Source organism: Actinomadura sp. WMMA1423 (assembly GCF_006547145.1).
Lineage (GTDB): Bacteria > Actinomycetota > Actinomycetes > Streptosporangiales > Streptosporangiaceae > Spirillospora.
In genome coordinates this window covers 1935747-1962465 of record NZ_CP041244.1, presented here as the reverse complement: position 1 = coordinate 1962465, position 26719 = coordinate 1935747, and the positions used below count along the sequence as shown (strand labels likewise).

The window sequence follows — 26719 nt, the reverse complement described above, 5'->3', positions numbered from 1 at the left end:
CCCCCGGCCGCAGGCGCGGCCCGGACGGTCGCGGCCCCCGCGGCGCGGCCGGGCGCGACGACAAGAGCGGCCCGGGCGCGGCGCGCGCGTCCGGGCGTCAGACCGGGAGTGCCCCGCGCCCTCCCGCGGGACGTGGCGACGGTCCGGGGCGGACGGGCGCCAAGGGAGGCGGCGCCCGCCGGCCCGCCCGCAGCGGCATGGTCCCCGTCCCTCGCAAGGAGGCCGCCCGCAAGGAGAGCACGCGCAAGGAGACCTCTCGCAAGGAGACCTCTCGCAAGGAGACCTCTCGCAAGGAGGCTCCTCGCAAGGAGACTCCGCGTAAGGAGGCCGCGCGTAAGGAGAAGGGGAGCGAGCGCGCCGCCGGCGCCGCGACGCCCACCAGACGCCCCGCGCGCAAGAAGCCGCCCGCCGGGGAGGGCCGCACGGCCCGGAGCGCCCAGAGCACGCGGCCCAAGAGCGACGGCGCGGCCCCGCGCCGCCCGCGCCCCGGCGGCGGCTCCGGACGCCGGCCCCCGCCCGGCCGCCCGCCGCGGCCCCGGGTCCCGTTCCACCGGCGCGACCCGCTCAAGCGGCTCAACGTCGGGCTCCTCGTCGTCGCGTTCGTGCTGTCGCTGTTCGCCGGGCGGCTCGTCCAGCTCCAGACGATCGAGTCGGACAAGTACACCGAGCAGGCGATGCTGCAGCGGATGCGGGAGATCACGCTGCCCGCCGTCCGCGGCGACATCACCGACGCGCAGGGCAACCCGCTCGCCATGACGGTGGAGGCCCGCGCGATCTTCGCGGACCCCTCGCTCATCAAGGCCGACAAGCGGCGCCCGATCGTCGACGCGCTGGCCCCGGCGCTCGGGCTGAACCCCGCGACGCTGCTGAAGCAGATCAGCAAGCCCGACACGAGGTTCGTGTACCTCGCGCACGGCGTCCGCCCCGACCAGGCGCGGCTGGTCAGCTCGTGGAACTTCCTCGGCATCGGTACTTTGCCGGAATATCGCCGGGAATACCCCAACGATTCGCTGGCAGCGGGCGTCATAGGTTTCGTGAACGACACGGGGCGCGGGGCCGCCGGCCTGGAGAGCTCGATGAACGACGTGCTCGCCGGCAAGGCCGGCTGGCAGCGGGTCGAGATCAGCCCGGAGGGGCAGCACATCCCCATGGGCGAGGACCAGAAGCGCCCGTCCGTGCCGGGCCGCGGGATCCGCCTCACGCTCCAGCGCGACCTGCAGTTCAAGGCGCAGCAGGCTATCGAGCAGCAGGTCAGGGCGACCCGGGCCAAGAGCGGCACGGTGATCGTCATGGACCCGCGCACCGGCCGGCTCCTGGCGATGGCGTCCGCGCCCGGCTTCGACCCGAACGACTACGCCGACTCCGACCGCTCCCGCTGGGGCAGCCCCCTGGTGCAGGACGCCTACGAGCCGGGCAGCACCGGCAAGGTCGTCACCGCCGCGGCGGTCATGGAGCACGGCGGGGTCACCCCCCAGACGCCCTACACAGTCCCCGACAGGATCAAGAAGTGGGACGTGGTGTTCCACGACTCGCACGACCACGCGCCGGAGCGGCTCACGTTCGCCGGCGTGCTCGCCAAGTCCAGCAACGTCGGCACCATCATGGCCAGCGAGAGCATCAACGAGCAGCAGCTCTACCGGACGCTGCGCGACTTCGGGTTCGGGCGCCGGACCGGCCTGCCCCTGCCCGGCGAGACCCCCGGCCTCCTGGTGCCGCCGAACAAGTGGTCGGGCACCGACCGCTACCCGATCGCGTTCGGCCAGACGGTCTCGGTGAACGCGGTGCAGATGGCGAGCGTGTACTCGACGATCGCCAACGGCGGCGTCCGCGTCGCGCCGAACCTCGTCGCGGGCACCGTGGGGGAGCACGACAGGTTCACCCCGGCCCCCGAGCCGGAGCGCGAGCAGGTGATCAGCGCGAAGACGGCCCGGCAGATCAGCGACATGCTGGAGGGCGTCACGACGGACGAGGGCACCGCCCCGAAGGCGCAGATCAAGGGGTACCGCGTCGCCGGCAAGACCGGCACCGCCGAGAACGTCAACCCGCGCTGCGGCTGCTACAGCGGCGGCGGCTACACCGCCTCGTTCGCCGGGTTCGCGCCCGCGGACGACCCGCGGCTGGTCGTGCAGGTCGTCCTGCGGGATCCGAGGCGGGGGAGCCACTATGGTGGCGATGCGGCGGCACCGGTGTTCAAGGACGTGATGAGTTTCGCGCTTCAGTCCGAGAGGATCCCGCCGACGGGGAGCAAGCCGCCGATCATCGAGATCCGCGCCCGAGACTGAGCGCAGCGAGTACCCTCCTCGCCTGTGAGTCCACCACCCGTGTCCCACCAGTCCCGAACCGTCCGCAACGAAAGAAACGCCATGCGTCCCACCACCAACCCGGCTCGTCCGCTGAGCGGACTCGCGGCGCTTCTAGGAATCGGACATGACGGACGGGACGGCGGGGCCCCCTGGGACGGGGTGTCCGCCACGGGGATCACGCACGACTCGCGAGCCGTGCTGCCCGGCGACATCTACGCGGCGCTGCCCGGCGCCACGGCGCACGGCGCCCAGTTCTCCGCCCAGGCCGCGGACGCGGGCGCCGTGGCGGTCCTCACCGACCCCGACGGGTACGACCGGGCCGCGGCGACGGGCCTGCCAGTCCTGGTGACCCGAGACGTCCGGGCGCGGCTGGGCGAGGCGGCCTCCTGGGTGTACGGCGACCCGGGCGGCGACATCACCCTCATCGGCGTGACCGGCACCAGCGGCAAGACCACCACGGTGTTCCTGCTGGACGCGGGCCTGCGCGCCGCCGGGATCGAGACGGGCCTGGTCGGCGGCGTCGAGATCAGGGTGGGCGGCGACCGGGTGCCGAGCGCGCTCACCACACCGGAGGCGACCGACCTGCACGCGCTGCTGGCGATGATGCGCGAGCGCGGCGTCGGCGCGGCCTCGATGGAGGTGTCCAGCCACGCGCTCGTGCAGGGCCGGGTCGGCGGGGCCCGCTACGAGGTCGCGGTGTTCACCAACCTGTCCCAGGACCACCTCGACTACCACCCGACCATGCAGGACTACTTCCTCGCGAAGGCCCGGCTGTTCACGCCGGAGTACTCGCGGGTCGGCGTGATCAACCTCGACGACCACTACGGCCGCGAGCTGCTGGAGATCACCACGATCCCCGCGACGACGTTCTCACCCTCGGGGGACCCGGCGGCCGACTGGCGGGCCGAGGACGTCCGCGTCGGCGCCGACGGCAGCGTGTTCCGCGTCGTCGGGCCCCTCGGCATCGAGGCCGACGGCGAGGTCCGGCTCGCCGGGCCCTTCAACGTCGCCAACGCCCTGGCCGCGATCGTGGCGCTGGTCGAGGCGGGCATCCCGCTGCAGGCGGCGGTCCGGGGGGTCGCGTCCCTGCCCGGCGTCCCGGGGCGGCTGGAGCGGGTCGACGAGGGCCAGGACTTCGTGACCCTCGTCGACTACTCGCACAAGCCGGGCGCCGTCGAGGCCGTCCTGAACGCGCTGCGGCCCGTCACCGAGGGCGAGCTCACGGTGGTGATCGGCTGCGGCGGGGACCGCGACCGCGGCAAGCGCCCGCTCATGGGCGAGGCCGCCGCCCGGCTGGCCGACATGGCGTACTTCACCAACGACAACCCGAGGTCGGAAGATCCACTGGCCATCCTTGCCGCTATGGTCGAGGGCGGGCTCAAGGTGCCGCAGCCGGAGCGCGCGCACATCGTCGTGGAGCCCGACCGCGCCGCCGCGATCGACCTGGCCGTCGGCCGCGCCCGCCGCGGCGACGTCGTCGTCGTCGCGGGCAAGGGCCACGAGCAGGGCCAGAACGTGGCGGGCGAGGTGCACCCGTTCGACGACCGGGAGGTCGTCCGCGCCGCGCTCCGGCGCCACGCAGAGGCGCTCAGGCGCCGCGCACAAGGGATAAGAGGGGACGGGACGCAGGCGTGATCCCACTTCCGCTGTCGACGATCGCGGAGATCACGGGAGGGACCCGGCACGGGCCGCCGGACCCGGGGGGAGGCGGCCGCGCGGCGGGCGGTCCCGCGGGGGGCGATCCAGTGGTGACCGGTCCCGTGGTGATCGACTCCCGCGCGGTGGAGCCCGGAGCGCTGTTCGCCGCGCTGAAGGGCGAGCACGTGGACGGCCACGACTACGCGGCCGGGGCCCTCGCGGCCGGGGCGGCGGGCGTGCTCGCCCAGCGCCCGGTGGACGGCCCCTGCGTGGTCGTCGACGACGTCCAGGAGGCGCTCGGACGGCTCGCCAGGGGCGTCCTGGAGCGGCTGCCCGGCGTGACGGTCGTCGCGGTCACCGGCTCGGCCGGCAAGACCTCCACCAAGGACCTCATCGGCCAGGTCCTGAGCGGCGCGGGCCCGACGGTCTACCCGCCCGGCTCGTTCAACAACGAGATCGGGCTGCCGCTCACCGTGCTGCGCGCCGACACCGCCACCCGCCACCTCGTCCTGGAGATGGGCGCCCGCGGCATCGGCCACATCGCCTACCTGACCGGGATCGCGCGCCCCGACGTCGGCGTCGTGCTGAACGTCGGCACCGCGCACGTGGGCGAGTTCGGCAGCCGGGAGAACATCGCCCTGGCCAAGGGGGAGATCGTGGAGGCGGTGCCCGAGGGCGGCACCGCCGTCCTCAACGCCGACGACCCGCTGGTCAGCGCGATGGCGTCCCGCACCCGGGGCAAGGTCGTCACCTTCGGCCGCTCGCCGGGCGCCGTGGTCCGCGCCGAGGACGAGACGCTCGACGACCAGGGCCGGGCGAGCTTCACCCTGGTCACGCCGGAGGGCTCGGCGCGGGTCGCGCTGCGCCTGCACGGCTCGCACGCCGTCCCGAACGCGCTCGCCGCGGCCGCCGCCGCGCGCGCGGCGGGGCTGGCCCCCGGCGCCGTCGCCGAGGCGCTCTCGGCGGCCGTGCCGGTCAGCCGGTGGCGGATGGAGGTCACCGAGCGGGCCGACGGGGTGACCGTGGTGAACGACGCCTACAACGCCAACCCCGACTCGACCCGCGCCGCGATCGACGTGCTCGTCCACCTGGCCCGCGACCGCCGCGCCTACGCGGTACTGGGCGAGATGGCCGAACTAGGTGACTCGTCCATGGCGGAACATGCCAGGATCGGGCAGCATGTCGCGCGCAGCGGGATCGCCGGGCTCGTGGTGGTCGGCGCGAACGCGGCGGCGATGGCCGAAGGGGCCGGGCAGGTTGCGTCATGGACGGGAGAGTGCGTACAGGTGGATGACGTCGGCGCGGCGGTGACCGTGCTCCGGGAGCGGCTCGCGCCGCGGGACGTCGTGCTGGTGAAGGGCTCCCGCGTGGCCGGCCTGGAACGGGTGGCCGAGGCGATCCTCGCGGAGGACGGCCGATGACCAACATCATCATCGCCGCGGGGATCGCGCTGATCTTCGTGATGGTCGGCACACCGGTGTGGATCCGCATCGTCAACCGGCTCGGCTACGGCCAGATGATCCGCGACGAGGGCCCCGAGGCCCACCTGAACAAGCGCGGCACCCCCACCATGGGCGGGACGGTCTTCATCGTCGGCTCGCTCGTCGGCTACGCGGCCGCGCACCTGTTCACCGGAGAGGTCCCCACCATCTCCGGCATCCTCGTGCTGTTCCTGATGACGGGCCTCGGCCTCGTCGGGTTCGTGGACGACTACATCAAGGTGTTCAAGCAGCGCAGCCTCGGCCTGCGCAGCGGCGCCAAGATGATCGGCATCATCCTCGTCGGAGTCGTGTTCGCGGTCGGCTCGCTGAACTTCCCCAACGGCTACGACGTCACCCCCGCCGACCCCCACCTGTCCTTCCTGCGCGACTTCGGCCCCTCGATCGGCCCGTACCTGTTCGTGGTGTGGGCGCTGCTGCTCATCGCGGCCATGTCCAACGGCGTCAACCTCACCGACGGCCTGGACGGCCTCGCCGCGGGCCCGGCCGGGATGGTGCTGGCCGCCTACGTGGTCATCGGCAACTGGCAGCTGCGCAACAGCTGCGCCGCCGCCCTCGCCCCCAACTGCTACAGCGTCCGCGACCCCCTCGACCTCGCGGTGGTCGCCGCGGCCGTGCTCGGCGGCGTGTTCGGCTTCCTGTGGTGGAACGCGCCCCCCGCGAAGATCTTCATGGGCGACACCGGCTCGCTGGCCCTCGGCGGCGTGCTGGTCGGCCTGGCCATCCTCACCCGCACCCAGTTCCTGCTCGCCATCCTGTGCGGGCTGATCGTGATGATCACGCTGTCGGTGATCATCCAGGTCGGCGGGTTCAAGATGACCGGGAAACGCGTGTTCAAGATGGCTCCGCTCCAGCACCACTTCGAGCTGTCGGGCTGGGCCGAGACCACGATCGTCGTGCGCTTCTGGCTGATGTCCGCGACGTTCGTCGCGATCGGCATCGGGCTGTTCTACCTGGAATGGATGCCGAAGAAGTGAGCGACCCCGCCTGGGAGAACCGCCCCTTCGACGGCCATGCCTGGGAGGGCCTGGAGGTGTGCGTGGCCGGGCTCGGCGTGTCCGGCCGCGCCGCCGCCCGCGTCCTGGCCGCCCGCGGCGCCCGCGTCACCGTCGTGGACGCCCGCGACGGCGAGGAGCAGCGCGGGCACGCCGCCGAGCTGGAGGCGTGCGGTGTCGCGGTCCGGCTCGGCGACGGCGAGTCCCTCCCGGCGGGCACCGGCCTGGTCGTGACCTCGCCGGGCTGGCGGCCGGACGCCCCGCTGCTCGCCGCGGCCGCCGCGGCCGGCATCGAGATCATCGGCGAGGTGGAGCTGGCGTGGCGACTGCGGCCGCGGGACGCGGCGCCCTGGCTGGCGATCACCGGGACGGACGGCAAGACCACCGTCGTGCGGATGCTGGCCTGCATGCTCACCGCCGCCGGGCACAAGGCCCTCAGCGTCGGGAACGTGGGGACTCCGATCGTGGAGGCGGTCGCGGGCGGTTCCGGGGGGTCTGCGGGGTCGTCCCCCCAGGAGCAGAGCGAGCCGTATGACGTGCTGGCGGTGGAGCTGTCGAGCTACCAGCTGCACTGGTCCAGCTCCGTCGCCCCCTACGCGGCCACGGTGCTGAACGTCGCGCCCGACCACCTCGACTGGCACGGCTCCATGGACGCCTACGCCGGCGCCAAGGCCAAGATCTTCGCGCCGGGCTGCGTCGCCGTCTACAACGCCGACGACGACACCTCCTCGGCGCTCGCCGAACGCGCCGAGGGCGTGTCCCGGCGGGTCGGCTTCACGCTCCAGGTCCCGCGCCCCGGTGAGCTCGGCGTCGTGGAGGAGCTGCTGGTCGACCGCGCCTTCACCGGCGACCCCGCGAGCCACGCCGCCGAGTTGGCCGCGCTCGGCGACGTCCGGCCGTTCGCGCCGCACAACGTCGCCAACGCGCTCGCCGCCGCCGGCCTGGCCCGCGCGTTCGGCGTGCCGCCCGAGGCCGTCCGCGAGGGGCTGCGCGCGTTCGTCCCCGACCCCCACCGCATCCAGCACGTCGCCGACATCGAGGGCGTGGCCTACGTCAACGACTCCAAGGCGACCCAGCCGCACGCCGCCGCCGCGTCCCTCGCCGCCTACGAGAGCGTCGTGTGGATCGCCGGCGGCCTCCTCAAGGGCCTGGACGTCGACGACCTGGTGCGCTCGTGCGCCGGGCGGCTGCGCGGCGCCGTCCTGATGGGACGCGACCGGCACCGGATCGCCGAGGCACTCGCGCGACACGCCCCGGATGTCCCTGTCGTGGACGTCCCCGACACCGACACTGGGGCGATGGACCGCGTCGTCGCCCACGCCTCCGGCCTCGCCCGCCCCGGAGACACCGTGCTCCTCGCGCCCGTCGGGGCCTCCTTCGACATGTTCGCCAACTATCCGGCCCGCGGGGACGCCTTCATCGCGGCGGTCGAGCGCCTCTCCCGGGGCGACCGGTAACGATGACCACCGCGGCCGGGGAGGACGGCGCCGCCCGGCGTCCGGGGCCACGGGAGCAGGTGGTCGCCGCCGTCGGGCTGCTCGACCGGCCCCTCACCTCCTACTACCTGGTGCTCGGCTGCTCTGTGATGCTGCTCGCGCTCGGCCTGACGATGGTGCTGTCGGCCTCCAGCGTGAAGCAGCTCCAGGCGACGGGCTCGGCCTACACGCTGTTCCAGAAGCAGGCCATGTGGGTCGCGATCGGGCTGCCCGGCATGTGGCTGGCCTCCCGGCTGCCGGTGAAGACGTTCCGCGCGCTGGCCTACCCGCTGCTGCTGCTGTCGGTCGTCGCGCTGGCGATGGTGCTGATCCCCGGGCTCGGGCGCAGCGCGGGCGGCGCGACCCGGTGGGTCGCCCTCGGCCCGGTGCAGGTCCAGCCTTCGGAGCTGGCCAAGCTCGCCCTGGTGCTGTGGGGCGCCGACCTGCTGGCCCGCAAGGACCGGCTCGGCCAGCTCACCGAGTGGCGGCCGCTGCTGGTCCCGCTGATGCCGGGCGCCGGGGTGCTCGTCCTGCTGGTGATGCTGGGCAGCGACCTCGGCACCACCCTGGTGCTCCTGACGATCTTCCTGGCGCTGCTGTGGGCCGTCGGCGCGCCCGGACGGCTGTTCGTCGGCATCGCGGGGCTCGTGGCGCTGCTCGTGTCGATCCTCGTCCTCGTCGAGCCGTACCGGATGCAGCGGCTCACCGGGTTCCTCGACCCGTCCGGCAACCAGCTCACCACCAACTACCAGGGCACGCAGGGGCTGTTCGCGCTCGCCTCGGGCGGCCTGTTCGGCACCGGCCTCGGCGAGGGCCGCGCCAAGTGGGACTACCTGCCGCACGCCGAGACCGACTTCATCTTCGCGATCGTGGGGGAGGAGTTCGGCCTCGTCGGCACCCTCGTCGTCCTCGGCCTGTTCGGCATGCTCGCCTACGCGGGCCTGCGGATCGCCAAGCGCGTCAAGGACCCGTTCACCCGCCTCGCCGCCGCGGGCGCCACGGCGTGGCTGGTGGTGCAGGCGATCGTGAACATCGGCGCCGTCATCCGCGTCCTGCCCATCACGGGCATCCCGCTCCCGCTGGTGTCCTACGGGGGCTCGGCGCTCATCCCGACCCTCTTCGCGCTCGGCATGCTGCTCGCGTTCGCCAAGCGCGAGCCCGGCGCGCGGCAGGCACTCTCCGCACGGGGTCCCGGACCGGTCGTGAGGGCTCTAAGCTGGCTGGGTCTGGCACGGCGTTGAAATCCCCCCTTCACACCACGCTGAGGAGTTGTCAACGGACATGAGGGTTGTCCTGGCCGGCGGCGGCACCGCCGGACACATCGAGCCCGCCCTGGCGCTCGCCGACGCGCTGCGCCGCAACGACCCGAACACCGGGATCGTCTGCCTCGGGACCGAGCGGGGCCTGGAGACCCGCCTCGTCCCGCAGCGGGGCTACGAGCTCGCCCTGATCCCCCCGGTGCCGCTGCCGCGGACGCTGACCCCGCAGCTGCTGTCGGTGCCCGGGCGGCTGCGCGGCGCGATCAACGCGGCCGCGTCCGTCCTCGACCAGGCCCGGGCCGACATCCTGGTCGGCTTCGGCGGCTACGTCGCCACCCCCGGCTACCTCGCGGCGCGCAAGCGCAAGGTTCCGATCATCGTGCACGAGGCCAACCCGAAGCCCGGCCTGGCCAACAAGCTCGGCGCCCGCTTCACCGAGCACGTCGCGGTCTCGCACGCCGACTCGCCGCTGCCGAACGCCCGGTTCGTGGGCATCCCGCTGCGCCGCGAGATCGCGACGCTCGACCGGCTCGCCATGGGCGACAAGGCCCGCTCCTACTTCGGGCTGCTCCCCGACCTGCCCACGCTGCTGATCTTCGGCGGCTCGCAGGGCGCCCGCTCGCTGAACCAGGCCGCCGTGGCCTCCGCGCCGTACTTCCGGCAGGCGGGCATCCAGGTGCTGCACATCGTCGGGCCGAAGAACACCGAGGAGCCCGAGCCCGCGGCGGGCGGCCCGCAGTACGTCACCATCCCCTACTGCGACCGCATGGACCTCGCCTACGCCGCCGCCGACATGGCGATGTGCCGCGCGGGCGCGATGACCTGCGCCGAGCTGGCCGCGGTCGCGCTGCCCGCCGTGTACGTCCCGCTCCCGATCGGCAACGGCGAGCAGCGGCTGAACGCCGAGCCGATCGTCGCGGCGGGCGGCGGCATGCTGGTCGACAACGCCGAGCTGTCCCCGGACTGGATCGCCCGGCACCTGCTGCCGGTGCTGGCCGACCCGGCGCGCGTCGCGCACATGTCCGAGGCCGCGGGCCGGATGGGCCGCCGCGACGCCGACGTCGCGCTCGCCCAGATGGTCTACGAGGTGGTCCGGTCCGCGGGCGCCGCCCGATGAGCCTGATCGACCCGGGGGAGGTGGTGCCGGCCGGCGAGCTCGGCCGGGTCCACTTCATCGCCATCGGGGGAGCCGGGATGTCCGGCGTCGCCCGCATCATGCTGCGCCGCGGCATCGCCGTGTCCGGCAGCGACGCCCGCGACTCCGAGCTGCTCGCCCAGCTCGGCGACCTCGGCGCCAAGGTCTTCGTCGGGCACGACGCAGCGCACGTGGGCGACGCCGACACCGTCGTGGTCTCCACGGCGATCCGCGACACCAACCCCGAGCTGGTCGCCGCCCGCGCGCGGGGCCTGCGCGTCCTGCACCGCTCGGCCGCGCTCGCCTCGCTGATGGCGGGCCGCCGCGCGGTCGCGGTCGCCGGCACGCACGGCAAGACCACCACCACCTCGATGCTGACGGTGGCGCTCCAGCACGCCGGCGCCGACCCGTCCTACTGCATCGGCGGCCAGCTGGTCACCACCGGCCTCGGCGCCGACGAGGGCACCGGCGACGTGTTCGTCGCGGAGGCCGACGAGAGCGACGGCTCGTTCCTCATGTACACCCCGCGCATCGCGGTCGTCACCAACGTCGAGGCCGACCACCTCGACAACTACGGCGGGTTCGAGAAGGTCAAGGAGAACTTCGCCCGCTTCGTCGACCGGGTGGAGCCGGGCGGCACCCTCATCGCCGGCGCCGACGACCCGGTCGCGATGGAGCTGGCCGGGCGGGCGCGCGATCGCGGCCTGACCGTGCTGACCTACGGCGAGGCCGAGGGCGCCGACCTGCGCGTGACCGGCTTCACCCCGCGCGGCCTCGGCTCCCGCTTCCGGATCGAGGGCGGCGGGGAGTTCGCGCTGGCCGTGCCGGGGCGCCACAACGCGCTCAACGCGGCCGCAGTCGTCGCGGTCACCCGGTCCCTCGGCCTGGACGACGACCCGGTGCGCGCCGGCCTCGCCGCGTTCGGCGGGGCGATGCGGCGGCTGGAGCGCAAGGGCGAGGCGGGCGGCGTCGAGGTGTTCGACAGCTACGCCCACCACCCGACCGAGCTGACCGCCGACCTGGACGCCACCCGCGACTACCTCGGCGAGAAGGACGCGGGGACGGGCGGGCGGGGCCGCATCGTCGCGGTGTTCCAGCCGCACCTGTACAGCCGCACCCGGTTCTTCGCCGCCGAGTTCGGCGCCGCGCTCGGCCTCGCCGACGTCGCGGTCGTCCTGGACGTCTACGGCGCCCGCGAGGACCCCGAGCCCGGCGTGACGGGCGCGCTGGTCGCCGACGCCGTCCCGGCCGGGACCGAGACCGTGTACGCGCCCGAGCGGGACGAGGTGCCCGGCATCGCGGCGTCCCTCGCCCGTCCAGGCGACGTGGTCATCACGCTGGGCGCCGGGGACGTGACGCAGCTCGGCCCGCTCGTCCTGGAACGCCTCGCCGGGGCGTAGGGCCTGCCGGGGTGGGAGCCTTGCCGCGTCACGGGTCTCGCGGGGGGACGGGCGTCCGGGGGGAGGCGGGGCGTGACACGCCGCCGCCCGCGCGGTCGGCGGCGGAACCGGCGATCACTGCCAGGCTTGGGTCATGACCGAGGCGCACACGAGCCGCCGCGGCTCGCCGGACCCGGACCTGGAAGAGGAACCGGAGCCGGACCCGGATGCCGCGGCGCCGGCCGGGCGCGGCCGCGCGACCCGCTGGAAGGTGGTCTTCGTCACCCTCCTGGTGATCGGGGCGCTCGGCGCGGTGTCCTGGGTGCTGCTCGGGTCGAGGCTGCTGGTGGTGCGGCACGTCGAGGTGACGGGAACCCGCCTCGCCACCGCCGACCAGGTGGTGGCCGCGGCCGGGATCGACCTCGGCACGCCGATGGTCCGGCTCAGGACCGGCGCCGTCCGGGACCGCGTGGAGCGACTCCGCGAGGTCGAGTCGGCGGCGATCGAGCGCCGCTGGCCGGGGACGGTCCGCGTCGTCGTCCACGAGCGCGAGCCGGTGGCGGTGTTCCGGGGCGCAGGCCGCTACCACCTCCTCGACCGGCACGGCGTGACGGTCGCCGACGAGGCGTCCCGCCCGGCGGGGCTTCCCACGCTCACGGTCGCCTCGCCGGGACCGTCCGACCAGGCCACGCTCGCGGCGCTCACCGTGCTGTCCGGGCTGCCCGAACGCCTCGGCGGCAGGGTCACCGAGGTGGAGGCCGGAGGGCCGGAGGCGGTGACCCTCTACATGAAGGGCGGCCAGACGGTGGTGTGGGGCGCGGCGGAGCGGGCGGCCGAGAAGATCAGGTTGCTGGACGCCGTGCGGCGGACCGCGGCCGGGCGCGCCGTGCGCACCGTCGACATCAGCTCGCCCGAGGTCCTCAAGACGCAGTGACGGAGCGGGCGGGTCCATGGCGGCGAGGAGGCCGCCGGGGCCGGAGAAGCGGCCCGGGACGGGTGAGGAAGTGGACCAGGGTGGGTGAAGTGGACAGGGCTGACGACCGGGCGGAGCGGGCAGGTCGCGACACGCCGACCGAGTTCGGGGGAGGTTAGTTGACCCTGGCGGTAAGGCCGCCCTACTGTCCGTATCAGTCATCAGGTTGACATAACTGTAAGCCTCAAGTTGAGGGTGAGGGTTTACCCCACCCGTTGCGCACAGCTCGGAAACCAAAGGTCGGGAACACCGCGGCGGCACGGTCGGCAGACCGGGCAGGGCGGTCGGAGAGAGCGGAAAGGCCCCTCGTCGTGGCAGCACCGCAGAATTACCTCGCGGTCATCAAGGTCGTCGGAATCGGCGGCGGCGGCGTCAACGCCGTCAACCGGATGATCGAAGAGGGACTCAAGGGCGTCGAGTTCATCGCGATCAACACGGACGCCCAGGCGCTGCTGATGAGTGACGCCGACGTGAAACTGGACGTGGGCCGCGAGCTCACCCGGGGCCTCGGGGCCGGAGCCAACCCCGACGTCGGCCGCAAGGCCGCCGAGGACCACCGGGAGGAGATCGAGGAGGTCCTCAAGGGCGCCGACATGGTCTTCGTCACCGCCGGGGAGGGCGGCGGGACCGGTACCGGCGGCGCTCCGGTGGTCGCCAACATCGCCCGCTCGCTCGGCGCCCTGACGATCGGCGTGGTCACCCGCCCGTTCAGCTTCGAGGGCAAGCGCCGCGCGATGCAGGCCGAGGCCGGCATCGAGACGCTGCGCGACGAGGTCGACACCCTCATCGTCATCCCGAACGACCGGCTGCTGTCGATCTCCGACCGGCAGGTCAGCGTGCTGGACGCCTTCAAGGCGGCCGACCAGGTGCTGCTGTCCGGTGTCCAGGGCATCACCGACCTCATCACCACCCCGGGCCTGATCAACCTCGACTTCGCCGACGTCAAGTCCGTGATGTCCGGCGCCGGCTCGGCGCTGATGGGCATCGGTTCGGCGCGCGGCGACGACCGCTCGGTCGCCGCCGCCGAGATGGCGATCTCCAGCCCGCTGCTGGAGGCCAGCATCGACGGCGCGCACGGCGTGCTGCTGTCCATCTCCGGCGGCTCCGACCTCGGGCTGTTCGAGATCAACGAGGCGGCGCAACTGGTGTCCAACGCGGCCGCCCCCGACGCCAACATCATCTTCGGCGCGGTCATCGACGACGCGCTCGGCGACGAGGTCCGGGTCACGGTGATCGCGGCGGGTTTCGACGAGGGGCGCCCTAGCAAGCCGGTTCCCGAACCGGAGAGCAAGCGGCTGCCCCCGCCCCCGCGTCCCGTCCCGCCGCCCGCGTCCCCGCCCAACCCGATCCCGAGCCGGGTCGGGCGGTCCGAGCCCCCGGCACCGCAGCAGCAGTCGGTGGCGCAGGCCGCCGCCGCGCCGCCGCCCCCGGCCCCCGCGCAGCAGCGCCCCGAGACCGACCGGGCGCAGCCGCCCGCGCGGAGCCAGGACGACCGGTCCGCCGGGCGCGGCGAGCAGTCCCGCTCCGAGGGGGCGGCGTCCGGGCAGCCGGGGCCTCCGGCCGACCGGGACGCCGGTTCCTCCGGCGGAGAGTCCGGCGGCTCGCGCGCTCCCGCGCCGCGCCAGCCCTCCGAGCAGCCCTCACCCCGCGTGCACGCGGGCGAGAACGACGGCGGCCCCGCCTCCGGGCAGCGCCGCCGTCCCGTGGTGTTCGACGAGGACGACGACCTCGACGTCCCCGACTTCCTGAAGTGATCACCCCCGTCGCCCTGGGCGGCGGCGTCGGCGCCGGCTTCACCGGCCGGTCCGGCGGCGTGAGCAGGCCCCCCTTCGACTCCCTGAACCTCGGCGGCGCGGTCGGTGACGACCCGGCCGCCGTCCTGGCCAACCGGCGGCGCGCCGCCGCGGCGCTCGGCGCCGACCCCGAGCGGACCGTCTTCATGCGGCAGGTGCACGGCGCCGACGTCGCGTTCGCCGACTCGACCGACCTGCCCGGCCCGGTCGACGCGGTCGTCACGACCGTTCCCGGGCTCGCCCTCGCCGTCCTCGTCGCCGACTGCGCGCCCGTCCTGGTGGCCGACGCGGCCGCCGGGGTCGTCGGCGCCGCCCACTCCGGCCGTCCCGGGACGGCCGCCGGGGTCGTCACCGCGCTGGTGAAGGCGATGTGCGAGCGCGGCGCCGACCCCGCCCGGATGACGGCGGCCATCGGGCCCGCCGCGTGCGGCCGCTGCTACGAGGTCCCCGCGGAGATGCGGGACGAGGTCGCCGCCACCGTCCCCGCCGCGTACGCCACCACGTCCAAGGGCACCCCCGGCCTCGACATCCGCGCCGGCGTCGCCGAGCAGCTCGCCTCCGCCGGGGTGGCCCGCGTGACCGCCGACGGCCGCTGCACGATCGAGGACCCGGGCCTCTTCTCCTACCGCCGCGAGGGACGCACCGGCCGCTTCGCCGGATATGTCTGGCTCAAGGAAGGCACGTGACCGACCGGGACCGCCCCGCCGGAGGGGACGACATCACCGACGCGGCCGACGCCGCCGACGGGGCCGACACCTCGGGCGGCGACCGCGCCCCCGCCGGGGGCCGCACCGCGGACCGCGCCGCCGGCGACCACACGGCCGGCGAGCGGCGCGCCGAGATCGCCGAGGGCCTGGCCGCCGTGCGCGCGCGCATCTCCGCCGCGTGCGCCGCCGCCGGCCGGGACGCCGGCGAGATCACGCTGATCGCGGTGACCAAGACGTTCCCCGCGTCCGACGTGCGGCTGCTCTCCGGGCTGGGCGTGACCGAGGTCGGGGAGAACCGCGACCAGGAGGCCCGCCCCAAGGCCGCCGAATGCGCCGACCTCCCGCTCACCTGGCACTTCGTCGGGCGGCTCCAGACCAACAAGGCGCGCGCGGTGGCCGGCTACGCCGACGTCGTGCACTCGGTGGACCGGTCGCGACTGGTCGGCGCCCTCGCCGACGGCGCCGCCCGCACCGGGCGCGCCCTCCGCTGCCTCGTGCAGGTCTCCCTGGACGAGGGCGGGAAGGCGGGCGAGGTGGGGGAGCGGGGCGGGGCCGCCCCGGGCGACGTGCCCCGGCTCGCGGACGAGATCGCCGCCGCCCCCGGCCTGGAACTCGGCGGGGTGATGGCCGTCGCGCCCCTCGGAGCGGACCCGCTGCCGGCCTTCGCCCGGCTCGCGGAGACGGCGGAGCGAATGCGGCGGAACCATCCGGGCGCCCGGATCGTCAGTGCGGGTATGAGCGGCGATCTGGAGCAGGCGATCGCGTGCGGCGCGACACACCTGCGGATCGGTACGGCGTTGCTCGGCGGCCGACGGGCAATCGTCAGGTAATGTCCCCCCAGTGGTACCTGCCCGAACGCAGGGCGCCACGACGGAACAGTCCAATGGCGGGGCCGGACGCGCCCGGCGCCGCGGCCACAGGACACGGAGGGACGTATGGCCAGCGCGATGCGCAAGATGGCGGTCTACCTCGGCCTTGTGGAGGACGACCGTTACGACGACAAGTACGGCGACTACGACGAGTACGAGGTCTACGACGAGGAGACCGACACCGGGCAGGGCCGCCGTCGTGAGGACGAATCCGGCGGTCAGCTTACCCGAGCGGAAGAGGCCGCGGACCGGGATCGCGACCATCACGCCACGTCGACCCTGGAGCGGCGCTCCGTAGCACTGTACGAGTCCGGTACCACCGACCTCGCGCGTATCACTACGCTGCATCCGAGGACCTACAACGAGGCCAGGACGATCGGGGAGCACTTCCGGGAGGGCACGCCGGTGATCATGAATCTGACCGAGATGGTCGACAGCGACGCCAAGCGTCTGGTCGACTTCGCGGCAGGTCTCGTGTTCGGCCTGCACGGCAGCATCGAGCGTGTTACCAACAAGGTGTTCCTGCTTTCGCCCGTCAACGTCGAGGTGACGGCGGAGGACAAGGCCCGGATGGCAGAACGAGGGTTCTTCAACCAAAGCTGAGAGTCGCATGCGAGAGTGTCCGTGAACATCGTTGGATCCGTCCTGCAGGGCGTCCTCTACCTGTTCCTGCTGTTCCTGATCGGCAGGCTGGTCCTGGAGGTCCTGCAGTCGTTCGCTCGGCAATGGAAGCCGACCGGGGTGGTGCTGGTGATCGCTGAGGCGACCTACACGGTCACCGATCCGCCGCTGAAGCTGCTCAGGCGTTTCATCCCGCCCATCCGGCTGGGTAACGTTGCCCTGGACCTCAGCTTCACGGTCCTCATCCTTGTGGTCTGGGTCTTGATCGTCTTCGTCGGTTCCATATTCGGCGGAGGTTAGGTCGATCGGATACCGTCCTTCGGGGACAGACTCCAAGCGCGCCAAGGAGACGAGAACATGCCGCTGACACCCGCCGATGTGCGGAACAAGCAGTTCAGTACCACCAGGCTGAGGCCGGGGTACGACGAGGAGGAGGTGGACGCCTTCCTCGACGAGGTCGAGGCCGAGCTCGACCGCCTCATCCAGGAGAACGAGGAGCTGCGGGCCAAACTGGCCGAGTGCCTGCGCGGCAAGGTTCCCGCCATGGCGGCTCCCATCGTGGAGCCCAAGCCGGACGTCCAGAAGATCCCCGAGCCGCCGCGCCCCGAGCCGCAGCCGCAGCCCGAGCCGGAGCCCGTCCTCGGCGGCCTCGGCATGTCCCACGCCCCCTCCGGCGAGGACAACATGGACACCGCGGCCCGCGTGCTCGCGCTCGCGCAGCAGACCGCCGACCAGGCGATCGCCGACGCCCGCCGGGAGGCCGACGAGACGCTCGGCCGCGCCCGCCGCGAGGCCGAGGAGATCCTCGGCAAGGCCCGCCGGCAGGCCGACCAGATCGTCAGCGAGGCCCGCTCCCGCGCCGAGGCCCTCGACCGCGACGCCCAGGAGCGGCACCGCCAGGTCATGGGCTCGCTCGTCCAGCAGCGCGAGGAGCTCGAGCGCGAGGTCGACAACCTGCGCGCCTTCGAGCGCGAGTACCGCAGCCGCCTGAAGGTGTACCTGGAGGGCCAGCTCCGCGACCTGGAGGCGGGCAGCACCGAGACGGGCGCGTTCGCCGCCGTCCCGGGGGCGGCTCCCGTGCAGGCGCAGCAGAACTCCCCGCAGGCCGGTCCGCAGACGGGCCCGCAGAACGCCCTTCCGCACGCCGACAACCGCAACGGCGCCCCCGCGCCGGCGCCGGGCACGTTCCCCTCCCCCGAGCACACCCAGCAGGTCCAGCACTCGGCGACGGGCGCCTTCCACTCCGGCGGCGACAACCCGCCGCACGACAGGCGCTGACACCGGCGCCACAGGCGATAGTGTCGTTCCGATCGCCGCGCCGGGGATGGCGCGCCGCCATCCCCGCGGCGCCTGGCGACCGTGCCCCGGGCCGGCCGCCGGCCCTCTCGCGCGGCCCGGAGCCTATGCGGTCTGAACGAGTGGGAGTGACCCTGTGATCATCCTGAGTGGCGTTCTCGTGGTGGTGGCGATCGCCCTGCTGGTAGCGGGAATCGTCGCGGGCAACGGAGACAGCGCCCAGGTCTTCGGCCTGGACGCCCTGGCGGTGATCTACATCTCGATCGGCGTCAGCATCGTCTCAGCGGTGTGCCTGGCCATCGGGGTGTTCCTGCGGCGCAAGGAGCTGTTCGGCCCGGGCGCCTCGCCGGGCCCCGCCCGCCCGAGCAGGAAGGCGCAGAAGGCCAAGAAGGACAAGCGCGACAAGCAGGACAGGCGCAAGAAGGGCGCCCCTGCCGCGCCCGTCCCGGCCGAGAGCGCCGCGGGCGCCTCGGAGGCCAAGCCCCCCGCAGACCCCGCCGACGACGAGGTCGACGTCCCCGCCCCGGCCGCCGACGTCCCCGACGACGCGCTGGTCTTCGTCGTCCGCGGCCGCAAGCGCTACCACCTCGACACCTGCCGGCAGCTCGCCGGCCGTGAGACCGAGGAGCTCACCTACGCCGAGGCCAAGGAGGAGGGGTTCAGCCCCTGCACCGCCTGCCTGCCCGACACCGCACTGGCGGCGCGCGCCGCGGCGACGGCACCCGCGTCCTCGGACGCCGGCAAGGCGACGGCACCCGCACCCGCGATCCGCGAGCCCGGTGGGGAGCGTTCCGAGGGCGGCCTCGCAGGGCTGGCCAAGCCCGCGCCCGCCTCGTTCGACAAGCCCGGTTCGTTCGACAAGCCCGCCTCGTTCGACAAGCCCGGTTCGTTCGACAAGCCCGGTTCGTTCGAGGAGCCGGGAGCCTTCGACAAGCCGGGCGCCTTCGACCGGACGGCCGAGATCCCGCTGACCGGGGAGCGCGGCGCCGAAGGGACGGGGGCCGGGGACGCCGGCACCGACGACCGGGACCGGGACCGGGAGCGGGAGCGGGAGAGCGACAGGGACGCCCCGAGGCGGAGCCCCGCGGGCCCCACCCTCACCGACATGCCCGTCGCGGGCCTGTTCGACTCCCGCGACAGCGCCGCGGAGGCTCCCACGGCCGCGGAGAAGGCCGAATCCGCCGCGGACGAGGCCGACGACCGGCGCACCGCGGAACGGGACGCTGAGACCGAATCGGCGGCCCCCGACGACACCGCCGACCTCGGCGCCGCGCCGTTCGGCGGCCCGGGCGCCGAGGACGCGCCCGCTCCGGAGCCCGAGCCGTCCGCCGGCCCGGAGGCCGGCGAGGCCGGCGAGGCCGACCACGACGGCCCGCAGGTCCGCATCCTGAGCGGCACCAAGCGCTACCACCGCGTCGACTGCGCCCTCATCGAGGACATCGGCGACGAGGCCGACGACCTGGAGTCGCTGTCGCGCGCGGAGGCCAAGGCCCGGGGCTGCACGCCCTGCCTGGTCTGCCAGCCCGACCGCGAGCACGCCCGCGACTGACACGTGCCGGGGCGGCCGGAGCCGCCCCGGGGGGTCAGCGTCCGCGGTGCCGCTCGTCGCGCAGCTCGCGCAGGCGGTCCCGCCGCGCGTCCCGCCGCTCCTCGCGGTGCAGCCGCCGCATCTCCTCGTGGTGCTCGCGGTGCAGTTCGTGATGGCGCCGCCGGGCACGGCCCCGCTTCTCGCCCGCGGCGCGGCGCTCCACCGAGATGCCGCCGAACAGCAGCATCCCGGTCAGCCGGATGACGGGCGCGTCCGGGTCGAGGGTGTCGTCCTCAGGAAGATCGGTGCCGCCGAAGACCGAGAAGTTGGAGCCGACGACCCGCACGCCCGGCGGCACGACGACGTTTACGCCGCCGAACACGCACGTCACGTTCAGGGTCACCTCGCCCCTGCTGAGGACCGCCTGCCGGAAGTCCAGCTCCGCGCCGCCGAAGACGCAGGTGATGGTCGTGGTCGGTTCGACCAGCCAGCGGCCCTTGCGCTCCACCCCGCTGAACACCGCCACGAGGTGCGGCGACTGCGGCGGGGGCGGCGCGAGGGGCCGCTCCTTGCGCAGGTCGACCCGCGGGCCCGCCGCGTGCTGCGAGGGCAGGTCGCTGAGCACGGGCTCCAGTTCGGCGTACGTCCTGGCGTTGTAGACGACGTCGATGCGCTCGGCGTGCTCCTCCGGCGTGATGCGCCCCTCCGCCAGGGCCTCGCGCAGGCGGTCGGCGACCTCGTCGCGATCGGCGTCGGACGCCCGCATGCTCGCGGGGGAGTGCCGCGCTGCCGGCTCGGAACCGGAGGGCGGCTCGGAGCCGGACGGCTGCTCGGGAAGATTCACGGGTCCATCATCGCAAACGCGATGTGTCGCGAAAAACCCCAACACGAAAGTTCTCGCGCGCCGCGGCGCCCCCGCCGCGGCCGGACCCGGACGGGCCCCGGCCGCGGCGGAGGGACTCACGCCTCGCGCGGTCGGCTCACGCCTTGCGCAGGTAGTACGTGAGGCCGAGCTCCTCGTCGCGGGTGGCGGTCAGGCCCTCGGGACGGCCCTCGGTCACCGTGGCCGCGAGGACCTCGGCGGCCACCTCGTCGCCGTGGCCGCGCAGGGCCTCGGCGAGGTCGGTGCCGGTGGCCTCCCACCACAGGTCGATGCGGTCGGTGACCTCCAGTCCCGCGGTCTTGCGGCCCTCCTGGACGAGCCGGACGGCCTCCCGGACCAGGCCCGCCCGGCGCAGCTCGGGCGTGACCGTGAGGTCGAGCGCGACGGTCTCGCCGGCGGCGCTCTCGACGGCCCAGCCGCTGCGCGGGCGCTCGGTGACGATCACGTCGTCGGGGCCGAGCGGCACCGCGCCGACCCCGTCGGCCTCGACCTCGGCGGAACCCGCCCGCAGCGCCCGGACGAGCGCGGCCGGGTCGGCGGAGGTGATCGCCTTGGCGACCTTCGGGGTGTCCTTGGCGTACCGCTTGCCGAGCTCGCGGAAGTTGGGCTTGACCTCGTAGTCGACCAGGTCGCCGCCGATCGAGGACAGCTCCTCGAACCCGAGGACGTTGAGCTCCTCGGAGATCTGCGCGCGCAGCTGCTCGGGCAGCGCGGACCAGCCCGGGGCGCCGACGAGGGCGCGGCCGAGGGGCTGGCGGGTCCGCACGCCGCTCGCGGCCCGCGCGGACCGGCCGAGCTCGACCAGCCGGCGCACGAGCGCCATCCGCTCGGTCAGCTCCTCGTCGAGGAGGCCCTCGTCGACCGCGGGCCAGTCGGTGAGGTGCACCGACTCGGGCGCGTCCTCGGGCCGGATGACGTCCCACACGTGGTCGGTGATGAACGGGACGATCGGCGCCATCAGCCGGGTGAGGGTCTCCAGGCACTCGTAGAGCGTCGCGAACGCGGCCGAGCCCCCGGGCGTCTCCGGGCCCTCCCAGAAGCGCCGCCGGGAGCGCCGCACGTACCAGTTGGACAGGTCGTCCACGAACTGCGAGAGCCGCCGTCCCGCGCGGGCGGTGTCGAACTCCTCCAGCGCGGCGTCGACCTCGCGGACGGTGCGGTGCAGCTCGGCGAGCGCCCAGCGGTCCAGGAGCGGGCGGTCGGCCGGCGCCGGGGCCTCGGACAGCCGGTCGGGCGTCCACGCGCGCCCCTGCGCCTGAGCCGCGTTCGCGTACAGGACGAAGAAGGACGCGGTGTTCCAGTAGGTCAGCAGGACCTTGCGGACGATCTCCTCCAGGGCGCCGTGCCCGACGCGGCGGGACGCCCAGGGCAGCCCGCTCGCGGCCATGAACCAGCGCACCGCGTCGGCGCCGTGCTGGTCCATCAGGGGGATGGGCCGCAGCACGTTGCCGAGGTGCTTGCTCATCTTGCGGCCGTCCTCGGCGAGGATCAGGCCGAGGCAGACGACGTTCTCGTAGGACGAGCGGTCGAACACCAGCGTCCCGACGGCCATGAGCGAGTAGAACCAGCCGCGGGTCTGGTCCTGGGCCTCGCAGATGTACTGGGCCGGGTAGGCGCTCTCGAAGACCTCGTTGTTGCGGTAGGGGGCTCCCCACTGCGCGAACGGCATCGACCCCGAGTCGTACCAGGCGTCGATGACGTCGGGCACGCGGCGCGCCTCCGCGCCGCACCGGGGGCACGGGAACACGACGTCGTCCACGTACGGGCGGTGCGGGTCGAGCGCGGACAGGTCGCCGCCGGACAGCTCGCCGAGCTCCTTGAGCGACCCGACGCAGGTGATGTGCTCCTCATCCTCGCCGCAGACCCACAGCGGGAGCGGGGTGCCCCAGTAGCGGCTGCGGGACAGCGACCAGTCGACGTTGTTGCGCAGCCACTCCCCGTACCGGCCGTGCTTGACGGTCTCGGGGTACCAGTTGGTCTTCTCGTTCTCCTCCAGCAGGCGGTCCTTGATCTGCGTGGTGCGGATGTACCAGGCGGGGAGCGCGTAGTAGAGCAGCGGCGTGTGGCAGCGCCAGCAGTGCGGGTAGCTGTGGTCGAAGTGCCCGCCGCGGTACAGCAGCCCGCGCGCGCGCAGGTCGTCGGTGAGCGGCTCGTCGGCGTCCTTGAAGAACTTGTGCCCGACCAGGGGCACCTCGCGCAGGAACCGCCCGTCCGGCCCGATCGGGTTGACGATCGGCATGCCGTAGCGCTTGCAGACGGTCATGTCGTCGCCGCCGAAGGCGGGAGCCTGGTGTACGAGGCCGGTGCCGTCCTCCACCGTGACGTAGTCGCCCAGGACGACGTAGTGCGCCTCGGGGATGTCGACGAGCTCGAAGGGCCGCTGGTAGGTGGTCCGCTCGAGCTCGGTGCCCTGGAAGGTCGCGAGCCGCTCGGCGCCCTCCCCGAGGACCTGGTCGACGAGCGGCTCGGCGACCACGAGCACCTCGTCGGAACCCTCGGGGCGTGCCGCCACGTACGTGACGTCCGGGTGGACGGCCACGGCGGTGTTCGACACCAGCGTCCAGGGGGTCGTCGTCCAGATGAGCAATGCGGCGCCCATCTCGGCCAGCGGACCGGACGTGGCGGGCATCCGCACGTACACCGACGGGCTGGAGACGGTCTCGTACCCGCCCGGCTGGCCCAGCTCGTGGTCGGACAGGCCGGTCCCGCAGCGCGGGCAGTACGGCGTGATGCGGAAGTCGCGGAACAGCAGGCCCTTGTCGAACACCTGCTTCAGGGACCACCAGACGGCCTCGACGTAGTCCGGGTCCATCGTGCGGTAGGCCTGGTCGGTGTTGACCCAGTACCCCATCCGCTCGGTCATCTCCTCGAAGGCGTCCACGTGGCGCAGGACCGATTCGCGGCAGCGGGCGTTGAACTCCGCGACGCCGTACTCCTCGATGTCCTTCTTGCCGGTGAGGCCGAGCTCCTTCTCCACGGCGACCTCGACGGGCAGGCCGTGGCAGTCCCAGCCGGCCTTGCGCGGGACGTGGTGGCCCTTCATGGTCTTGAAGCGCGGGAAGACGTCCTTGAAGACGCGGGCCTCCACGTGGTGGACGCCCGGCATGCCGTTGGCGGTGGGGGGACCCTCGTAGAACACCCACGGCGTCCCGGACGCGGTGCGCTCCAGCGACCGCTCGAAGACCTTGTTCTCCTGCCAGCGGCGCAGCATGTCCCGCTCGAGGGCGGGCAGATCGACCTGCGCGGGCAGCGGCCGAAAACCTCGGCTCACGATGGCGGACCTCCGGATCGACGTGAACACGTTGACCGGAGGGACGAGGCGGCTGCCCCGCGGTACCACCCTCCTTGACCGCGCCCGACCGGCGCGGCCCGCTTCGTTCCAGTCTCGGCGGCCGGGTCTACTGGGCCCCTGGGCGGGGCGGTTCCTCCGGCGGCTCCGGGGTGATCAGACCGCCGCGCTCGCCCCCGGGCTCGCACCGTCCCCGGGTCGCTCATGGCTGCTTGCGGCGGCAGGTGTCCCCATCAATGCCTGCCTTGCGACTTCTGGTGCCGACTTTAACGCACGCCGGACCCCGGCTCTTCCCCTTTTCCGGCTTGGCGACACGGTTCCTTTGCGATCTCCTGCGCCGCCGTGGAGTTTCCATGCGTTCGGCGACCGGGCATAAGCGGTCGGTAACACGGCCCAGCTTGTTCACCGTGCCCGAGAGAGGGGACCGATGCTGCCCGCACTGCCCGTCGAGGCGACCAGCGCAGGGGAGGCCGACATGGCCGGCGCGAGGAGGGGCGGGACGCCCGCCGCGAGCAAGAGCCGGGGCACGGCGCGGCCGCCCCGGGGCGGCGCGGCCCCGGGAACGGGCACGGCCGGAGCGGGCCCGGCGGGGACGTCCCCGGCAGGAGCGGGGCCGGCGGGAGCGAGCCCGGCGAGAACGGGTGCGGCGGCTCCGAGCACCCCTGGAACGAGCACCGGCGGAAAGGGCGCGAAGAAGGGCGCCGCCGGAAAGGACGCCGCCGAACCGGCCGCCGCGAAGACCCCTGGGAAAGGTACCGCCGTGAAGCCCGGCAAGGGCCGGTCTGCGGGCAGGGGCGGCACGGCGGCCAAGGGCGGTGCTGCGGGTAAGGGCGGTGCTGCGGGCAAGGGCGGGGCGGCCGGGAAGTCCGGCGTCCCGGCGGCGGACGAGCGGGAACCCGCGAGGACGGCGGCAGCGGAGCTGCCGGTCCGCGAGGGCGAGCACCAGTGGACGCCGGGCGAACTGGCCGAGGTGCGGGCCGGCCTCGAGGAGCAGGTCGAGACGCTGCGCGGCGAGATCGCCGCGTCCGCGAGCCAGATCGCCGAGGGGGACACCAACGACGGGGCGGGCGACGACCAGGCCGACGCGGGCGCCAAGACCTACGAGCGCGAGCACGAGCTCGCACTGGCCTACAATTCACAGGACCTGCTCGCCCAGATAGAGCGGGCCGTCCAGCGGATGGACGCCGGCACGTACGGGATCTGCGAGTCCTGCGCCAGGCCGATCGGCAAGGCGCGCCTCCAGGCCTTTCCGCGTGCGACCCTGTGTGTGACATGCAAACAACGCGAGGAACGTCGCTGAGCGACTCAACGAACCCAGAGCGGCAGGCCGGGGAGACCGCGGGGTCTCCCCGGCCGCGCCGCGTCGGCGTGCTGGTCGCCGTGGCCCTGGCCGCGCTCGCCGCCGACATCGTGTCCAAGATCATCGTGGTGCGGACGCTGCAGGACCGCGAGCCGGTCCGGCTGCTCGGCGGGCTGCTGACGCTGCGCGAGACCCGCAACAGCGGCGCCGCGTTCTCCATCGGCACCGGCTACACCATCGTGTTCACGCTGATCGCCTGCGGAGTGGTGGTGGCGATCCTGCGGACCGCCCGCAACCTGCGCAGCGTGCCGTGGGCGATCTGCCTCGGGCTGCTGCTCGGCGGCGCGGTCGGCAACCTCATCGACCGCCTGCTGCGGGCCCCGGCGCCGCTGAAGGGCCACGTCGTCGACTGGATCCAGCTGCCGCACTGGCCGGTGTTCAACCTGGCCGACTCGGCGATCGTCTGCGGCGGCGTCCTGGCCGTCCTGCTGGCGGCGCGCGGCCTCCAGGTCGACGGCACGCGCCTCAAGGAGGAGGCCCCGCGCCCGGACGAGTCCCCCCGGACTGACAGGACCCCCGACACGGACGAGACCCCCGATACGGTCGAGGCCGCAGGCTCCGGCGACGCCTCGGCCGCGGAGGCCCCCTCCGGTAAGGACGGCACCGGCAAGGGCGACACGGGCAAGGCCGACACGGGCAAGGGCGACACGGGCAAGGCCGACACGGGCAAGGGCGACACGGGCAAGGCCGAGGGCGCCCGGGGCGAGGCCGCAGGCGAGGCCGCGGCCCCCTCGCCGGAGGACGGGGCCGAGGTGCGGGCTCCGGAGGAGAAGTCCTGATGGGCGACGTACGAAGCCTCCACGTGCCGGACGGCCTGGAGGGCGAGCGGGTCGACGCCGCCCTGGCACGCCTGTTCGGGCTGTCGCGCGGCAGCGCCGCCGACATGATCGCCGCCGGTGACGTCGTGCTGGACGGGGCTCCCGTGGCCACCAAGTCCGAGCGTCTGCAGGCCGGCGCCTGGCTGGAGGTCACGCTCCCGCCGCCCCCGGCGCCGCCCGCCCCGGTCGCCGAGCCCGTCCCCGGGATGGGCGTGCTGTTCGAGGACGACGACATCGTCGTGGTGAACAAGCCGGTAGGCGTCGCCGCGCACCCGACCACCGGCTGGACGGGCCCGACCGTCCTCGGCGGGCTGCTCGGGGCCGGGCACACGATCGCCACCAGCGGCGCGTCCGAGCGGCAGGGGATCGTGCACCGGCTGGACGCCAACACCACCGGCGCGATGGTCGTGGCGAAGAGCGAGGTCGCCTACTCCCGGCTCAAGCGCGCCTTCAAGGAGCGCCGCATCGACAAGCGCTACCAGGCGCTCGTGCAGGGCCATCCCGACCCGTTCCGCGGGACGGTCGACGCCCCCATCGACCGGCACCCCTCCGGCGACGGCCGGTTCGCGGTCGTCGCGGGCGGCAAGCCGTCCGTCACCCACTACGACACTGTGGAGGCGTTCCGGGCGGCGACGCTGCTCGACATCGACCTGGAGACGGGCCGCACGCACCAGATCCGCGTCCACATGTCCGCGATCCGGCACCCGTGCGTGGGCGACATGGCCTACGGCGCCGACCCCACCCTGGCCGAGCGCCTCGGCATCAGGCGGCAGTGGCTCCACGCCGTCCGGCTCGGTTTCGAGCACCCCACCAAGGGCGAATGGGTGGAGTTCGAGAGCCCCTACCCCGACGACCTGGCCCGCGCCCTGGAGATCGTCGCGGCGGAGTCCTGACCGGGC

Annotated in this window: 22 protein-coding genes; 19 read left to right on the top strand and 3 right to left on the bottom strand. The window is 73.8% G+C overall.

The features are described from left to right. Window positions 1-97: 97 nt before the first annotated feature. The gene (locus tag FKD65_RS46575) at window positions 98-277 is read right to left on the bottom strand and encodes a hypothetical protein (protein ID WP_368367235.1); all 180 of its coding nucleotides are present in this window, start codon (window positions 275-277) and stop codon (window positions 98-100) included. Between FKD65_RS46575 and FKD65_RS09055 the strand changes: the two genes are divergently transcribed. The 16 genes from FKD65_RS09055 to FKD65_RS08980 all read left to right on the top strand — a co-directional run bounded on the left by FKD65_RS09055 (window position 198) and on the right by FKD65_RS08980 (window position 19491). Then, the gene (locus FKD65_RS09055) at window positions 198-2282 is read left to right on the top strand and encodes a penicillin-binding transpeptidase domain-containing protein (RefSeq protein ID WP_141586636.1); all 2085 of its coding nucleotides are present in this window, start codon (window positions 198-200) and stop codon (window positions 2280-2282) included. The genes FKD65_RS46575 and FKD65_RS09055 overlap by 80 nt on opposite strands. 81 nt (window positions 2283-2363) lie before the next feature. After that, window positions 2364-3938, top strand: a complete 1575-nt coding sequence (locus FKD65_RS09050) for a UDP-N-acetylmuramoyl-L-alanyl-D-glutamate--2,6-diaminopimelate ligase (protein ID WP_141577032.1) — start codon at window positions 2364-2366, stop codon at window positions 3936-3938. Further along, window positions 3935-5362 carry a UDP-N-acetylmuramoyl-tripeptide--D-alanyl-D-alanine ligase gene (gene murF / locus FKD65_RS09045; RefSeq protein WP_141577031.1) on the top strand — a complete coding sequence of 476 codons (1428 nt, stop codon included), beginning with the start codon at window positions 3935-3937 and terminating at the stop codon, window positions 5360-5362. The genes FKD65_RS09050 and murF overlap by 4 nt, the downstream gene beginning before the upstream one ends. Next, window positions 5359-6417 (top strand): phospho-N-acetylmuramoyl-pentapeptide-transferase, encoded by a 1059-nt coding sequence (gene mraY / locus FKD65_RS09040; protein WP_141577030.1) that lies wholly within the window; start codon window positions 5359-5361, stop codon window positions 6415-6417. Before murF ends, mraY begins: the two co-directional genes overlap by 4 nt. Next, on the top strand, window positions 6399-7892 hold the full coding sequence (murD, locus tag FKD65_RS09035) for a UDP-N-acetylmuramoyl-L-alanine--D-glutamate ligase (protein WP_141577029.1): 1494 nt from the start codon (window positions 6399-6401) through the stop codon (window positions 7890-7892). The genes mraY and murD overlap by 19 nt, the downstream gene beginning before the upstream one ends. A gap of 2 nt (window positions 7893-7894) precedes the next feature. Next, window positions 7895-9151, top strand: a complete 1257-nt coding sequence (ftsW, locus tag FKD65_RS09030) for a putative lipid II flippase FtsW (RefSeq protein WP_141577028.1) — start codon at window positions 7895-7897, stop codon at window positions 9149-9151. A gap of 40 nt (window positions 9152-9191) precedes the next feature. Then, on the top strand, window positions 9192-10286 hold the full coding sequence (gene murG / locus FKD65_RS09025) for an undecaprenyldiphospho-muramoylpentapeptide beta-N-acetylglucosaminyltransferase (protein ID WP_141577027.1): 1095 nt from the start codon (window positions 9192-9194) through the stop codon (window positions 10284-10286). Further along, window positions 10283-11704 carry a UDP-N-acetylmuramate--L-alanine ligase gene (gene murC / locus FKD65_RS09020; protein WP_141577026.1) on the top strand — a complete coding sequence of 474 codons (1422 nt, stop codon included), beginning with the start codon at window positions 10283-10285 and terminating at the stop codon, window positions 11702-11704. Before murG ends, murC begins: the two co-directional genes overlap by 4 nt. A 133-nt stretch (window positions 11705-11837) precedes the next feature. Continuing rightward, window positions 11838-12617: a cell division protein FtsQ/DivIB gene (locus FKD65_RS09015; RefSeq protein ID WP_141577025.1), complete on the top strand. Its 780-nt coding sequence runs from the start codon at window positions 11838-11840 to the stop codon at window positions 12615-12617. Between the two features lie 350 nt (window positions 12618-12967). Beyond that, window positions 12968-14410: a cell division protein FtsZ gene (ftsZ, locus tag FKD65_RS09010; protein ID WP_141577024.1), complete on the top strand. Its 1443-nt coding sequence runs from the start codon at window positions 12968-12970 to the stop codon at window positions 14408-14410. Continuing rightward, window positions 14407-15135, top strand: a complete 729-nt coding sequence (gene pgeF / locus FKD65_RS09005) for a peptidoglycan editing factor PgeF (protein WP_141577023.1) — start codon at window positions 14407-14409, stop codon at window positions 15133-15135. Before ftsZ ends, pgeF begins: the two co-directional genes overlap by 4 nt. Before the next feature lie 155 nt (window positions 15136-15290). After that, window positions 15291-15986 carry a YggS family pyridoxal phosphate-dependent enzyme gene (locus FKD65_RS09000; RefSeq protein ID WP_240810309.1) on the top strand — a complete coding sequence of 232 codons (696 nt, stop codon included), beginning with the start codon at window positions 15291-15293 and terminating at the stop codon, window positions 15984-15986. Window positions 15987-16091: 105 nt separating this feature from the next. Continuing rightward, window positions 16092-16628 (top strand): cell division protein SepF, encoded by a 537-nt coding sequence (locus tag FKD65_RS08995; RefSeq protein ID WP_141577022.1) that lies wholly within the window; start codon window positions 16092-16094, stop codon window positions 16626-16628. A 21-nt stretch (window positions 16629-16649) separates the two neighbouring features. Further along, window positions 16650-16946 carry a YggT family protein gene (locus FKD65_RS08990; protein WP_089312594.1) on the top strand — a complete coding sequence of 99 codons (297 nt, stop codon included), beginning with the start codon at window positions 16650-16652 and terminating at the stop codon, window positions 16944-16946. Window positions 16947-17003: 57 nt separating this feature from the next. Then, on the top strand, window positions 17004-17924 hold the full coding sequence (locus FKD65_RS08985) for a DivIVA domain-containing protein (RefSeq protein WP_141577021.1): 921 nt from the start codon (window positions 17004-17006) through the stop codon (window positions 17922-17924). Window positions 17925-18078: 154 nt separating this feature from the next. Beyond that, window positions 18079-19491, top strand: a complete 1413-nt coding sequence (locus FKD65_RS08980; RefSeq protein ID WP_141577020.1) for a hypothetical protein — start codon at window positions 18079-18081, stop codon at window positions 19489-19491. 34 nt (window positions 19492-19525) lie between these two features. Here the strand turns inward: FKD65_RS08980 and FKD65_RS08975 are convergent, their stop codons facing one another. Beyond that, the gene (locus tag FKD65_RS08975; RefSeq protein ID WP_368367234.1) at window positions 19526-20314 is read right to left on the bottom strand and encodes a DUF1707 domain-containing protein; all 789 of its coding nucleotides are present in this window, start codon (window positions 20312-20314) and stop codon (window positions 19526-19528) included. Window positions 20315-20450: 136 nt separating this feature from the next. Beyond that, complete coding sequence (gene ileS / locus FKD65_RS08970; RefSeq protein ID WP_141577019.1) at window positions 20451-23624, bottom strand: isoleucine--tRNA ligase; 3174 nt, start codon at window positions 23622-23624, stop codon at window positions 20451-20453. A gap of 937 nt (window positions 23625-24561) precedes the next feature. On the opposite strand from ileS, the gene FKD65_RS45445 reads away from it, so the two are divergent. The 3 genes from FKD65_RS45445 to FKD65_RS08955 are packed head-to-tail and all read left to right on the top strand — an operon-like array spanning window position 24562 to window position 26713. Beyond that, window positions 24562-24942, top strand: a complete 381-nt coding sequence (locus tag FKD65_RS45445; RefSeq protein WP_240810308.1) for a TraR/DksA C4-type zinc finger protein — start codon at window positions 24562-24564, stop codon at window positions 24940-24942. After that, window positions 24915-25781 (top strand): signal peptidase II, encoded by an 867-nt coding sequence (gene lspA, locus FKD65_RS08960; protein ID WP_240810041.1) that lies wholly within the window; start codon window positions 24915-24917, stop codon window positions 25779-25781. The genes FKD65_RS45445 and lspA overlap by 28 nt, the downstream gene beginning before the upstream one ends. Further along, window positions 25781-26713: an RluA family pseudouridine synthase gene (locus FKD65_RS08955; protein ID WP_141577018.1), complete on the top strand. Its 933-nt coding sequence runs from the start codon at window positions 25781-25783 to the stop codon at window positions 26711-26713. Before lspA ends, FKD65_RS08955 begins: the two co-directional genes overlap by 1 nt. Window positions 26714-26719: the final 6 nt, after the last annotated feature.